6 protein-coding genes and 1 pseudogene are annotated in these 13,993 nt (G+C 76.6%); 2 read left to right on the top strand and 5 right to left on the bottom strand.

The genetic code is table 11. The features are described 5' to 3' along the window. The 4 genes from JZ5iCDA_RS10780 to JZ5iCDA_RS10765 all read right to left on the bottom strand — a co-directional run. Nucleotides 1-447: ATP-binding cassette domain-containing protein (locus JZ5iCDA_RS10780; protein ID WP_139123069.1), on the bottom strand; the 447-nt coding region annotated here is incomplete at its 3' end. Between the two features lie 200 nt (nucleotides 448-647). Then, a complete protein-coding gene (locus JZ5iCDA_RS10775; protein WP_069387175.1) occupies nucleotides 648-2,264 on the bottom strand; it encodes a M15 family metallopeptidase in 1,617 nt (538 codons plus the stop codon). Between the two features lie 66 nt (nucleotides 2,265-2,330). Further along, nucleotides 2,331-9,296, bottom strand: a complete 6,966-nt coding sequence (locus JZ5iCDA_RS10770; RefSeq protein ID WP_069387174.1) for a DUF5979 domain-containing protein — start codon at nucleotides 9,294-9,296, stop codon at nucleotides 2,331-2,333. Nucleotides 9,297-9,680: 384 nt separating this feature from the next. Beyond that, on the bottom strand, nucleotides 9,681-10,676 hold the full coding sequence (locus JZ5iCDA_RS10765) for a GlxA family transcriptional regulator (protein ID WP_069387173.1): 996 nt from the start codon (nucleotides 10,674-10,676) through the stop codon (nucleotides 9,681-9,683). 156 nt (nucleotides 10,677-10,832) lie between these two features. On the opposite strand from JZ5iCDA_RS10765, the gene JZ5iCDA_RS10760 reads away from it, so the two are divergent. Further along, nucleotides 10,833-11,426 (top strand): hypothetical protein, encoded by a 594-nt coding sequence (locus tag JZ5iCDA_RS10760; RefSeq protein WP_069387172.1) that lies wholly within the window; start codon nucleotides 10,833-10,835, stop codon nucleotides 11,424-11,426. 25 nt (nucleotides 11,427-11,451) lie between these two features. On the opposite strand, the gene JZ5iCDA_RS10755 is transcribed toward JZ5iCDA_RS10760, so the two are convergent. Next, nucleotides 11,452-13,089: a helix-turn-helix domain-containing protein gene (locus tag JZ5iCDA_RS10755; protein WP_069387171.1), complete on the bottom strand. Its 1,638-nt coding sequence runs from the start codon at nucleotides 13,087-13,089 to the stop codon at nucleotides 11,452-11,454. A gap of 188 nt (nucleotides 13,090-13,277) precedes the next feature. Between JZ5iCDA_RS10755 and JZ5iCDA_RS10750 the strand changes: the two are divergent. After that, a pseudogene (locus JZ5iCDA_RS10750) lies at nucleotides 13,278-13,993 on the top strand (hypothetical protein); the annotation flags it as partial.

The following is a 13,993-nucleotide window of genomic DNA, read 5'->3' as shown; positions in this document are numbered from 1 at the left end:
GCGCGCGTCCGCGTCCCACACGTCGGCGAGCTGCGCCCGCGCGAGCGCGCGGTCGTACGCGGCCTCGCGAGCCGACGTGCCGGCACCATTCACGGGCCGGGCGTCCGGTGGTGCCGCCACGTCGGCGAGGGCGGCCGCCGCGGCCTCGAGGTCGGACTCGAGCGCGCGCACGGCGGCGAGCGCGTCGTCGACGACGGCACGGACGGTCGTCGACGGCGGGTACGGGAACTCCTGGTGGAGGAAGCCGAGGTCGGTCGGGCGCTCCACGGTGCCGGAGTCCGGCACCGTCACGCCCGCGAGCACGCGCAGCAGCGTGGACTTCCCGGCGCCGTTCTCGCCGACGAGGCCGGCACGGTGGCCGGGGTCGACGGCGAGGTCGACGCCGCGGAGCACGGCACGGCCGTCGTAGGACATGTGGACGTCGGACGCGCGGAGGACGGGGGTCATGCGATCACCTGCCAAGGGCTGCCCGGGCGGCACCCGGACGGCGCACGGGGCGCACGGGGCCGCGGCTACGGGCTCGGAGGAACGGGCCGGTCGGGGCAGGTGAGCATCACATCGGGCACGACGCTAGAGCGCCGTCGCGGACGACGCCAGGGATTTCTCACGCCCGGGACGACGGCGGTCGGCCGCGTCCGCCGGACGTGTCAGGGAGCCGGCAGCACGTCCTCGCCCGGCGCCTGCGTGGGCACCGCGGTCGGGTCGTCCGACGCCGGGTCCTCCGGCTCCGTGGGTTCGGTCGGCCCGGGTGTGGGGTCGGGCTCCGGCGTGGGGTCGGGCTCCGGCGTCGGCTCGGGGTCCGGCGTCGGCTCGGGGTCCGGCGTCGGGTCCGGGGTGGGATCGGGCGTCGGGTCCGGCGTGGGATCCGGCGTCGGGTCCGGCGTGGGATCGGGCGTCGGCTTCGGGTCCGTGGGCGTGGGCTTCGGGTCCGCGGGCGTCGGCTCCGGGTCCGTCGGCGTGGGCGACGGCTTCGGGTCCGTCGGCGTGGGCTTGGGCGCCGGGGTCGGCGTCGGGATCGGCTTGGGCGACGGTCCGGGCGTCGGCAGCGGGGAGGGGTCCGGCGTCGGGCGCGGGGTCGTCGGCACGATATCGCCCGGCGTGTAGCGGTCCGGCATGGGGCCCGCTCCGAAGAACTCGAAGTGCCACGGCTCGGGCTTGATGCCGCCCGGCCGCGCCCACGACGGGTTGTCCCACCCGTAGTCCGGCCCGTGCGTGCGCAGCCAGATGTACTCGGCGGACGTGCCGGACGGCACCGTGCCGCCGAGGTCGACGGCGAGGCCCCACCCGTGCTGCGACGTGCCGGGGACCGCCGCCAGGTAGGGCTTGATCGTCTTGAGCCGCACCTGCGACTCGTACGAGCGGTAGGAGTCGGTGATCGCGAGCGGCTTGCCGAACTCCTTCTCGAACTCCGCGGCGAGCGCCTCGAGCTGCTCGGCCGCGTCGCAGCGCAGCGAGTGCCCGGGGGCGAAGGACAGGACGCACAGCACGTCGGCGGGGATCCGCCCGTTCTCGTAGCCGTCGGTGGAGCTCGCGTACCTTGCGACGACCTCCCGGAGCCGGTCCCCGAGCGCGGTCCCCGCCTCGGGCGGGAGGCCGCCGGCCGGCAGCACCCCGACGGACGGGAACACCGTGGCGGCACCGAGGAGGTCGGCGAGCTGCGTCGCCGTGCCGACCACGTCCTCGAGCGTGACCCCTTCGCCGGCCGCGTCGCCGTCCTCCTCGGACAGCAGGCCGTCGCCCTCGCCGTCGGACGCCTCGTCCTCGGGCAGGTCACCGGACACGTCGTCGTCGGGCAGGTCGCCGTCGGGCGGGAGCTCGTCGTCGGCCCCGTCGTCCGGCAGGTCGCCCGCTGCCGACCCCAGGTCCTCGAGCCCGCCGGGCCGCAGGCCGTCGGGGGCGGGGACGCCGTCCTCCGGGAGCACGCGGCCGCCCACGCCGTCCTCGTCGTCGAGGCCGGGAGCGCTCGGCGAGGGCGACGCCGTCGGGCTGGAGGAGGGCGAGGGCGACGGCGACGGGCTCGACGACGGCGACGGTGTCGACGACGTCAGGGACGCCCCGGCGGCGACGACGGGCGGCGCACCGTCCTGGCCGGCGGCCTGGCGCACGTCGGGCTCGTCGTCGCGGTCGCGGGCGGGGCGGTCGCGCGGCTCGACGGCGTCCTGCTCCTCGCAGGTGCGCTCGTGCTGCTGCTCGGGGGCGCGGGGCTCGTGCTCTGGCGCCGCCGCCTGCGCGGGCAGGTCACCGGGTCCTGACCGGAGAACCACGACGGGGCGCGGTCCCGGCCGTCTCGGCCGGGGCCGCGCCCCGTCTGTCGTGCGTCGTGCGCAGCGTCAGCGCACCGTGCGCCCCCGGCGGCGCAGGACGACCAGCGTCGTCCCGGCGAGGAGCAGCAGGAGCGCGGCCACGAGCACCGCGCCCGAGCGGGCGCCCGTCGTGGCGAGCCACGACCCGTCGCCGTCGTCGGCCCCGGCACCGTCGGCGCCCGGCGTGCCACCACGGGGACCCGTGTCCCCGTCGCCGTCCTCGTCGCCCGCGCCGCCGTCGCCCGCAGGCGGCGTGACGAACGTGTTCGTCACGACGACCTCGCCGCCCTCGGGCGTCACGGTGAGCCGCGCCGACGTCCCGTCGACCGTCTCGGCCGTGCCGCCCACGAGGACCTCCAGCGCGGTGGAGGCGGCACCGCCCGTACCGGTTTCCTCGACGACGCACTCCGCGCCGAGGGGGAGGCCGTCGAACGTGACGGTCTCGTCGGCGCGCAGGGTGCGGACCGCGCCCGGGACGGCGACGTCCGCCGTCGCGCCGTCGACGTCGTGCGTGCACGCGAGCGCGACGGTGAACGGACCCTGTGCGCCCGGGGCGTCGAGGTCGCCGTCGACGCGCTTGGTCACGGCGAGGGACGCGACGTCGAACGTGTTCGTCGCCGTCACGACGGCCTCCGACACCGTCTCGCCGTCGGCGGGGCCGGCCACGACGACCGTCCCGTCCGCCGGTGCGAGGGCCGTGCGGGTGGCCCCGCCGGTCGCGGTCTCCTCGACGGCGCACTCGGTGCCGACGACGAACGTGCCGAACGTGCGGGTGCCGCCTGCGTCGAGGTCGAACGCCTCCTCGAGCACCGTGCGCCCGTCGCGGGTGCAGACGATCTCGAACCCGAACGGGCCGGCGCCGTGCGCGGCCGCGCCCTCGCCGTCGACCTCCTTCGTCACGCGGACCACGCCCGCGTCGTACCCGTTGTGCACGACGACCTCGGCGGGGGTCGTGCCGACGAGCACGTCGGCGCTGCCGTCGCCGCGGTCGGTGACGCCGTCACCGGTCACGACGACGCGCTGCGGCGCGTCCGTGGCGGTCTCGGTGACGAGGCACGTCGCGCGGGCCGGGATCGTGCCGTCCGGGGCGACGAAGGTCTCGCCCGCGGCGAGCCGGAACGTCAGCTCGGTCGTCCCGTCGCCGTCGAACGTCACGGGGTCGCCGGTCGCGGTGCGGCACGCGAGCGTGAAGTCGAACGGCCCCGGCACCTCGTGCGTCGCCTCGGTGTCGACCTGCTTGGTGACCGACAGGCCCGAGAACGCGTAGTCGTTGACGAGCGTGGCCACCTGCGCCGCCGGCACGTCCGCACCCGGGGCGACCGGCACGTCGACCGGGACGGTCGCGGGCGAGCCGGTGCGCGACGTCTCGCCGTGCGCGCCGACCTCTCCGCTCTCCGTGACGACGCACTCGGCGCCCAGCGGGATCCCGTCCACCCGGGCCGAGAGCCCGCCGTCGGGCGTGAGCAGCAGGCGCGCGGCGTCGCCGAGATCGAGCCCGACGCCGTCGAGCGTGCACACGACGTCCACCGGGTACGCGCCGGGGGCGTAGCCCGCGGCCGCACCGGTCACCTGCTTGCCGACCTGGACCGCGCCCCGGGGGAGCGCGACGCCGACCTGGCTCGGCGCGAAGCGTTCGAACCCGGCCTCACCGGTGTACCGCCACTTGACGCCGAACTGGTTCCACGCGACGTCGTCACCCGACGGCACGACGGGGGAGACCCCGCCGACCGCGTCGTCGGACGCGAGACGGTTCACGGTCGAGTACGTCACGTCGACGACCTCGCCGCTGTCGAGGCGGCCGTCCGCCGTCGTGCGGAAGTCGAGCGTGACGCGCAGCCCCGTGACGGCCGACCAGTCGGTCGCGTCGTCGGCGGGAGCCCACGTCTCGCCGTTCTGCTCGCACACCGCCTGGGTCGCGAGGTCGCGCCACGTCCCGGCGCACACGTCCGGGTCCGTGCTCACCTCGACGACGGCGGTCGTGCCCTCGGGCGCGGTGAGCTCGGGCGCGCCCGTGAGGAGCGGGCGGAACGTCGAGCCGCGCGAGGAGCCCGTCACCAGCATGCGGTCGCCCGCGGCGGGCAGCTGCTCGAACAGGACCATCTCCTCCACCGGCACCGTGCCGGCGTTGACGACGTGGAGCACCCAGTCGTCCGTGCCGCCGACCTCGCTGCTCGCGACGCACGGCGAGCGGAAGTAGCTGCCGCCCGCGGCCTCGAGCGTCGGCCGGCAGACCTGGTCCGGCGCGGCCGGGTTCGTCGCGCCGTCCACCGCGCCGCGCACGCCCTTGACGCTGTAGAGGTTGGGCCCGGAGACGGGCGACACGACGTCGGTCGTGCCGCACGTGCGCGGGTCGTCGCCCCACGCGGGCGTGGTGGCTCCGCCGCCCGTGCGCGTGCAGCGGGCGAGCTCCTCCTCGGTGCGCAGCGTCATGGTGTTCGTCGCGAGCTCGCCCGTCGAGAGGCCGGGCTGCAGCTCGAGGTACAGGCGCGCGGAGAACGTCTCGCCCGGGCCCATGACGCGGCCGCCCTCGGGCCACGTCAGCACGAGGTCGCGCCCCTCGACGTCGACCGTCACGTCCGTGGACAGCATCCCGCCCGCGGACGTCGTGAACGTCGGCGCGGGATCGCCCGGGTGGACGAGCTCGGCGGGGAGCGTGTCGCGCAGCTCGGCGACCGTGAGGTAGCCGGTGCCCGTGTTGGTGAACGCCAGGTCCCAGGGCACGGGCGCGCCCACGGAGACCGTGCGGTTCCCGCCGTTGGCGACCTTGAGCACCGAGACCTCGCGCGTGCCCGCGGAGAGGCTGATCGTCGCGTCGGCCGTGCGCTCGGGCGAGGCCTCGCCGGTCAGCCGGTCGCTCGCCACGGTCACGGTGTCGTCCACCGACCCCGCGAGCACGACCGGCTCGCCCGAGGTGCGGTACGCGTCGCGCAGCACCACGGTGAACGCGGCGCGCGCGTCCCACGCCGGCGACGGGACCGCGGTGGAGAAGAAGCCGCCGTCGGCGCGCGAGAACACGAACCGCACGCCCTGGACGTCGCCGTACGCGTCCGGGGCCACCGGCAGCGCGGGCGCGTCGAGCGACGCCGGCTCGCCCCGGACCCACGTCTCGGCGCCGTCCGGTCCGAACGGGCCCAGCACGTCGACCGCGACGCGGTCGGCTCCGGCCGGTGCGCTCAGCGCGCCGAGCCCGGTGAGGGCGAACGTGTCCCAGAACTCCGGCGAGCTCTCCGCGTCGTCGCGCAGCCAGACCTCGGCCGGCGCGAGCGTGCTCGCCGCCGAGCCGGCGCCGAGCGTCACCGTGACGGGGGTGTCGCGCGTGGGCTCGGTGAGCGCGGTCGGCGAGAGGGTCTTCGTCGGCGCGACGTCGATCTCGCCGCCCGTGAGGACCACGCCGGCGTCGTCGACGTCGCCCGTGCGGGTCGTGGACGCGAGCACGGGGTCGTACGACTGGGCGAAGGCCCGGTTCGTCACGGTCTCGGTCCGGCCGGCGCGCAGCTCGACCGGCTCGCCGCTGCTGCGCAGGTGCGTGCGGAGCACGGTGTCGAGCGTGAGCGTGAGCCGGTTGGCCGCGGTGATCGTGCCCCCCGTCGTGGCGGGGTCGGCGCCCTGGAACGTCACGCTCACGCCGACGACGTCGGCGAGGCGCGCCGCGTCCCACGTGACGAGGTCGGCGGCGGTGGTCCGCTCGCTGACGAACGTGCCCTCCGCGGTGCGGTGCAGCACCCAGGTGGCGCTCGCGGCGAGGTCGACCTCGGCGGGGATGCTCGCGCCGAGGCGCACGGCGGTGACGTCGTAGCGGTCGAACGCGCTGCTCACTCCGCCGGGCGCGAGCCAGTCGACGTCGGCCGTGAAGGGGTCGCCGACGGCCGCGTCCGCGGTGCCGTCCGTCTGGCACGCGCCGATCCCGCCGCTCTCCTCCGAGCACACGGCCGGGTCGGTGAGCCGGACGAAGGAGGCCCGCGAGACCGACGTGCTCTGGCCGCGGACGGTGAACGTCGCGGTGGGTCGCTCCGCACCGGAGCCCTCGCGCGGCACGTGGACCGGCTGCGTCGGCGACGCGTCCTTGGTCACCGCGACGCCGGGCGCGTGGTCGACGAGCACGATGGTGTCCGAGCCGGTGTCGCGCGCCGGGTCGCCGCCGCCCAGCGGGACGCCCTCCGCGGCCGCGGTGTTCACCACGGCGCCGGGGTCGCCCGCGCCGCCGTTGAGCACGGTGCTCGCGGTGACCCAGCCGCCCGTGGAGCGCGTCGTGGAGCGCACCTGCCAGTCGAGGACGAAACGGCGGTCGCCGCTGCTCGCGGCGACGCCCGTCCCGGGCAGCGGTGCGTAGGGGTCGAGGGCGGGGCCCTGCTGCTGCGCCGCCTCCCGCGCCACGGTGTTCTCGGCGAGCACGAGGCGCACGCCGGTCGCGTCGGCGCGCTGGTCGGCGGTCAGCGTGTGGCCGACGAACCGGCCGCCCTGCACCCAGCCCCCGGCCGGGGCGGGGACCGCGGTCCACGCGCCGTCGACGAAGAGCTCGACGGCGGTCACGGTGTCGTAGCGCAGGTACCAGCCCGTGCTGAACGGCACGCTGCTCGCCTCGACCGGCGCGACGCGCACGAGGTCGAACGCGTCGAACACCGTGGACGCGACCGGGGACGGGTCGTCCGCCGGGTCGGTGATCGTCACGGTCGCGAAGCCCTCGGTGGCACGCCAGTCGAGCGCGGTGCTGCGCTGCTCGCCCGACTGCGACCCGACGCTGTCCTGGAGCCAGTCCTTCTCGATGCCGATGGCGCCGCCGCCGTCGGCCCGGACCACGCGGGCGGTGTCGACGTCGTCCGCGTCCGCGGTGAGCGCGGTGCCACCGCGCGTCACGGCCTCGGCGTGGACGGTCGCGGCGTTCTCGTACGCGACCGGCTGGTCGGGCTGGGGCGCGACGTCACCGCCGCTGCGCAGCGTGCCGCGCGCCTCGGCGACGACGTACGGCGTGAACGCCGCGTCGACCGCGAGGCCGGTCGCGGAGTGAAGCGTGAACCGCACGCCGGTGAGGTCCGACGGCGCGACGCCGGCCGGGAGGGCGGCGGCGATCTCCGCCTCGGTGAGCGAGGCGAGGAAGGGCCCGTCCTGGGCGGGGAAGTCCGCGAGCTCCAGCGCATCGCCGTCGGGACCGATCGCCTCGACGGTCAGCGACGCTCCCGTCGGCACCTGCGTGGGCGCGACGCCCGTGAGGTCGAACGCGTCCCAGAACTCGCCGGTGCCGGTGCCGGTGCCGGTGCCGAGGGAGTCCTCCACGACGATCTTGCGCGGGCTGACGTACTCCGACGTCCCGACGGCGGTCGCGGCCAGCTCGGTGACGACGCGCGCCCCCGGCGGGACGGCGGTGCCGGGCCGCACGGTCTTCTCGAGCGTGGCCTCGACGGCGGGGCGGACGAGCTCGAGGCCGTCCGTGGAGTCGGCCGCGGCGTTCTGGCCGTTGGGCGCGACGACCTCGGCCGTCGCGGTGTTGGTCGTCGCGCGCGTCACCTCGGAGCCGGTCGCGGTCTCCCGGGTCTCGACGGCGAGCTCGAGGACGGCGTTCGCGGACGGCGCGATGGTGCCCGTGAAGGTGATGTCGAAGCCGGTGACGTCGGCGGGGTCCTCGGGGAGCGTCGGCACCTGCGGCGGCGTAATCGTGTCGGTCGCCGTGGTGCCGTCGGCGCGGTGCAGCACGACCTCGGCGGTGTCGGCGCCCTCGGGCCACCGGAAGGTGTCGAAGCCGGCGAGCACGACGCCGCCGGTGAAGTAGTCGCGGTCGGTGACGCGCAGGGTGCGGACCGGGACGTCGGACGTGCTCGTGGCGGTGATCGTCGCGGTCGCCTCCTCGCCGGCGGAGATCCGGTTCGGCGTGATGTCCTTGACGACCGCGACGTCGACCGTCGCGGGCGTGAGCCGGTGCGACGCGCGGGCGGTCGTCGTCACGGGGTCGTGCCCCTCGAGCGTCGCGGTCGCGCCGGCGACGTTGTCGACGGTGCGGCTCTCGGCGGAGAGGTCGGCGCCGTCGCGGTCGGTCTCGCGCTGCGCGAGGTCGACCGTCGCGGTCGCGGTCGCACCGGGGGCGATGGCGCCCGCCCAGGTGAGGCGCAGGCCGCCGACCTCCGTGGGGTCGACCCCCGCGGGCAGGGCGGCGTCCGGACCGGGCGTGCCGGTCACCCACGCCCACGTGCCGTCCCCGCCGCGGACGTACGCGTCCACCTGGACGCTCGTCGCGCCCTCGGGGAGGGGGCCCGTGGACAGGGCCGTGAGGTCCGCGATGGTGAAGGGGTTGTCCGGGTCGAGCGCCGGGGCGCCGTCGGCGGCGGCCTGCGGCTCGACGAGGACGAGCGTGTCGACCGGCGTGTTCGACGTGCTGCGCGCGGAGAGCGCGACCGTCGACGGGGCGCCGGGCTCGAACGTGCGGCCCGCCGGCTCCCAGGTCTTGCTCAGGTCGACGCCGGTCTCGACCGGGACGCTGACGTGCACGGGCACGCTCGCGCTGTCCGGGGCCGAGTTCGTCGCCGAGGTCGTCGCGGTGTTGACGATGTCGGTCTCACCGGGGCGCGCGTCGTCCGGCACCTGGAGCGTGAGCGTCAGGGTGAACGTCGCCCCGGCGGTCAGGCCCGTGCCGGCGGGCGTCTCGTCGCCGAACGCGACCTCGACGGCCGTCGCGGGGCCGACGACGGACGGCTGCCCGACGGGCTGGCCGTCCTCGCTCCACGACACCTCGTGCACCGGGCCGTCGGTCGTGCGGACCGCCTGGATCGGGTAGCCCTCGAGCTCGGCGGGGAGCGCGTCGGTGAGGACGGCGTCGAGGCACGTCGTCTCGGAGCACGTGACGCCGATGCTGTACGTGAACGCGTCGCCGGGGGCGAGGTCGGCGTGGTCGACCCGCTTGGTCACCTCGAGGTACTGCGGGTCGCCCTCGGCGGCCGTCGCCGGCGTGGCCGCGGCGAGCGCGAGCGGCGCGCTGACGGCGACGGCCGTCAGCAGCGCGCACACCTTCCTCCATGTCGTCCGTGGTCTGCGTCGCCGTGTGAGCTGCACGTGTGTCCTTCGTCCGTCGGGTCGTTCAGGTCAGGTCAGGTCGTCCGTCCGGCCGCGGGCGCGCGCGTCGCGCGTCCGTCGGACGGCGAGGCGCGGGCGGGCTCCCGTGGCTGGAGAGCGCCTGCGGCGTGGCTGCGACCGCGTCGTCGCAGCGGGGTGGGCGTGAGCCGGTCGCCGGGCGCTCCGGGGACGGGTCCTCGGGACGGTCGCGGGCGCGGGTCGGCACGGTCGCGGGACCAGCCAACCGCGCCCCCGGCCGCGCGCCGGCGGGCGGGGTATGAAGAGGGGTATGAAGGCGGGTGAACTCCCGCGGCGCGCGGTACGTCTCCGCGCGGCGACCTAGGACGACGAGACTCCGAGCGCCCCCGGCGGGGCCGTGCGGCGGTGAGCCGTCCTGTACTGCGAGGGCGCCACGCCGTACTCGGCGGCGAAGGCCTGCCGCAGCGCCTCCGCGGACGCGAGGCCGCAGTCGTGGGCGATGGCGCTGACGGTCCGGTCGGTCGAGGCCAGCAGGTGCGCGGCCGCCTCGGTCCGGGCGCGTCGGACGTAGCGAGCGGGCGTGCGACCCACGTGCCGGACGAAGAGCCGGGTGAGCTGTCGGGAGCTGACGCCGACGTGGGCGGACAGCGCGCCGAGCGAGAGGTCGGCGTCGAGCCGCGTGGCGACCAGGTCGACCACGGCCCGCACGCACGCGTCGCGCACCTGCGGCGCCGCGGTGAACATGCTCATCTGCGCCTGGTTGCCCGGGCGCTGCAGGTAGGTCACGAGGGCGCGGGCCACCCGGCGTGCGACCTCCGGCCCGTTGTCCTCCTCGACGAGGGCGAGGGTCAGGTCGAGCGCGCTCGTCACGCCCGCCGAGGTGTACACGTGACCGTCCCGGACGTAGATGGGCGCCGGGTCGACGCGCACGGACGGGTAGTCCTGGGCGAGCCGGTCCGCGTAGCGCCAGTGGGTGGTCGCGCGACGCCCGTCGAGCAGCCCGGCGGCGGCCAGGACCGTCGCCCCGGTGCAGACCGATGCGACGCGGCGGCTGAGCGCGGCGATGCGTCGGACGTGCGTGACGACGAGAGGGTCCGCGCCGGCGTCCTCGTGGCCGAGCCCTCCCGTGACGACGACCGTGTCGACGGGGTCGACCCAGCGCTGCAGGGAGCCCTGGCCCGCGAGCGTCAGGCCGGAGTCGCACGCGACGGGACGTCCTGCAGGGGTGAGCAGCACGACGCCGTACCCCGGCCGGGCACCGACACGGTTCGCCAGGGCCAGCGTCGAGGTCACGCACGCGATGTCGAGCAGCTCCGCGCCGGCGTAGCCGACGATCGCGACCACCCGCTCCGCCATGAGCCCTACCCCCGGATCCGCGACGTCCGGTCCAAGGATCCGGACACGGTCCCACCATACCCCCCGGGCGTACCGCGATCGAGAAGGAACCTGACGATCCCAGGAGGTCGCGGCCACGCCGGCCGCGACCCCGCCCCCCGGAGGAACGAGGACGTCATGAGCACCGAGCACACGACCCGCCCGAGCGCCGGAGCCCGCACCGCGGCCGAGCCTGCGGCGGACGGGCGCAGCCTTCTGAGCCGTTGGCCCGTCCTTCTCGGGACGGGCGCCGCGGTCCTGCTGCTCGCGACCGGAGCGGCCGACCGCACGACCCTCGCCATCACCGTGAGCGCCGCGGCGCTCTGCTACCTGGCCGCCGCGGCGCTCGGACGCCGATGGGTCGCGTGGGCCGCGATCCTCGGTGCCTCGCTCGTCGTCCTCGCCAGCGAGGTGGTGGGCCTCGCCTGGTGGGCCGGGATCGGGATCGCGGCGCTCGCGCTCGTCGTGACGGCCGCGGCGCGCGGGGCCACGACACCGACGCTCCCCCAGGCGGCCGCGCTCCTCGGCTACGGGGCCGTCGCCGTGACGGCGCTCGCCGTCGACCCCCAGGTCGGGCTCGTGGTCGCCGGCCTGGCGCTCGCCGGCCATGCCGTGTGGGACGTGGTCCACCACCGTCGCGACGTCGTCGTGCCCCGGTCGATGGCGGAGGCGTGCCTCTTCCTCGACGTCGTGCTCGGTCTCGGCTGCATCGCCCTCGCGGTCCTCGCCTGAGAGATCTCGGCGGTCCGGGTAACCTCTAGGCGCGGCCCGGTGATCCCGAGCGCTGGTCGCGGTCGCGGTCGACCAGACCGAGGTGCTCGGCGCGGGCGAGGGCCTCGGCACGGGACGTCGCCCCGAGCTTGGCGTACAGGCTGCTCGCCTGGCTCCGCACGGTGTGCACGGAGACGCCGAGCCGGCGCGCGACGGCCGGCATGGTCCCGCCCTCGGCGAGCGCGTGGAGGACGACGTCCTCGCGGCGCGTGAGCCGCACCAGCGACACGTCGCGCGAGGGGGCCGGGAGGGCGGGCAGCACGTCCGCGGCGCGGAGCGCACCGGCCTGCGTCAGGGCCTCCCGGTCCTCCTCGGGCAGCAGCGCGACCGCGCGCGGGAAGCGCGCGACCAGGCCGAGGTCGTCCGCGGTCTGCGCGGCGACGAGCGCGTCGTCGACCCGGCCCAGGCGCAGCTGGGCGGCCGCGAGCACGAGCCACAGGCTCGCCGCGTCGCGCGGAGTGACGCCGGGGTCGCGCACGGCGCGCGCCGCGACGCGCACCGCGCGGTGGTGGTCGTCCGCGGCGAGGTGCACCGTCGCCGCGGGGACGGCGAGGGTCACGACCTGCGGGTGCGCCTCGGCGAGCTGGAGCACCTGCGTGCCCTCGCCCGCGCGGGCCAGGAGGTCGGCCCGGGCGCGGGTGATGCGGTGGCCGGCCGTCGAGCAGCGGTCGACGCGCGTGCCGTGCGCGAAGCACGCCTCCTCCAGGCGCAGGAGGCCCTTGAGCGGGTCGTCGAACAGGGTGTCGTGGTCGGCGCGGGCCGCCGCGAGGAACGGCCACAGCTCGCCCGCGTCCGCCGCGTCGCCGGCGGCGTCGAGCCTCCGCGCGGCAGCGGCCCCGTCGAGCGCGTCGATCGCGAGCAGTGCCCGGGCGATGGCTCCTCCGTGCGTGAGGACGCCGCGGAGGGGCTCGGGTACCGCACCGTGCTCCTCCTGCCGACGCAGCCATGTCCGGGCGAGGTCGTGATGCCCCTGGGCGGCGGTGACGAGCGCGGCGACGGACGCGGCCTCGACGCCGGCGAAGTGCTGATAGGGCGCGGGGCCCGCCTCCTCGTGGGCCCGCGTGAGGTGCTGGACGGCGACGTCGAGCTCGCCCGCGAGGGCCGCCGTGACGCCTCGGTGCAGCGGCAGCAGGCCGGGCCGCGAGTGCGCCCGGTCGGGGCTCCACGGGCCCGGCTCGGGCGACTCGTGCGCGTCGAGCACGCGCTCGACGCGCTCGGCGACGCGGTCCGCCTCGGCGTAGGCGCCGGAGAGGCGGGCGGAGACGATGGCCCACACCCCGGCCGTGAGCACGTCCTCGCGCCGGGTGAACCGTGCGGCCGAGCGAGCGTAGCGTCGGCCGTGCGCGCGGACCGCGGGCAGCACGCCGCGCGAGAGCACACCGTCGGTGCGGGAGTGCCGGGTGTGGTGCGCGACGAGGCCGGCGAGGAGGAGGCGCGGACGGTTGCAGACGAGCTTGTCGGGCAGGTCGGACAGCATGTCGAGCAGCTCGGCGGCGTAGGCCGTCGGCAGCGCGTGCCACATCTTGTCCGCGAGCCGCACGACCGTGTCGACGTCGCGCGCGGCGAGCGCCGCGCGGATCTCGTCGTCGCTGGGCTCGACGCGCGTACACCGTCCCGGGGTCATGTGGTAGATCTCACACCCGTTTCGGCCGCCCGTACGCCCCGCGGAGTATGAAGCGGGGTATGAAGTCGGGTGAAGTCGCAGGTGAAGTGCTCGCGTGCGGACGTCCGCGTCCACGCGTCGCTAGCATCGCAGGAGGATCACGGGAGCAGGGGGGCAGGGGGATGTCGGCTGAGCCGTCAGGTCTCGCCGTGCGCGAGGACCCGCACGACGACCTGTCCGCACGTCCCCCGCGGGCGCTGCCCTGGCACGTCCCGCGCCCTGCGCTCGAGGAGATGCTGCTCGCGCCGGCACCTCTCGTGGTGGTCCGGGGGCCGGCGGGGTCGGGGAAGACCGTCCTCACCGCGGACGTCGTGCGGCGGTGCGCGGCTGCGGGCGGCCGTGCGGTGTGGGTGGACGTCGCCCGCAGGCCGTCGCGGGCCGACGTCGCCGAGACGCTGCGCCGGCACGCCCGCGCGTCGGACGGCGGCGAGGTCCTCGTCGTGCTGGACCGCTACGACGCTCGTCGTGACACGGCGACCGACGACGACGTCCTGGACCTCGTCGAGCACTTCCCCGAGCTGCGCGTCGTCGCGACGTGCCGCCGGGTGACGGGCCTGGAGTCGACGGAGGCGGACGTCCGCCTCGGCGTGCAGCTCGTCGGTCCCGACGACCTGGCTCTCGACGAGGCGACCGTGCGGGCGATGGCGGAGCGCTCCGGCGTCGCGCTCGACGACCGCGCGGCGGCGCGGGTGCTGCGCGTGACGGGCGGGGTGGCCGTGCACGTGCGCGTCCTCGTCAACGCCGACCGCCGGGGAGCCGTGCGCCTGGGCGCCGCGACCGACCGCACGCTGCTCGAGCTCGCGGCGCGGACGGCCCCGGAGGTCGTCGACCTGGCCGTGCCCGCCCCGACGCGGTCGGCCTGGGC

This window comes from Cellulosimicrobium cellulans (assembly GCF_001722485.1).
GTDB classification, from domain to species: Bacteria; Actinomycetota; Actinomycetes; order Actinomycetales; family Cellulomonadaceae; genus Cellulosimicrobium; species Cellulosimicrobium cellulans_A.
Note: the sequence above shows the minus strand (reverse complement) of the source record. Positions and strands in the feature narration are given on the sequence as shown.

What these genes read in the sequence shown, in the direction of transcription:
- JZ5iCDA_RS10755 (WP_069387171.1), bottom strand. Translation starts at nt 13,089, where the DNA reads ATGACCCCGGGACGGTGTACGCGCGTCGAGCCCAGCGACGACGAGATC.
- JZ5iCDA_RS10765 (WP_069387173.1), bottom strand. Translation starts at nt 10,676, where the DNA reads ATGGCGGAGCGGGTGGTCGCGATCGTCGGCTACGCCGGCGCGGAGCTG.
- JZ5iCDA_RS10760 (WP_069387172.1), top strand. Translation starts at nt 10,833, where the DNA reads ATGAGCACCGAGCACACGACCCGCCCGAGCGCCGGAGCCCGCACCGCG.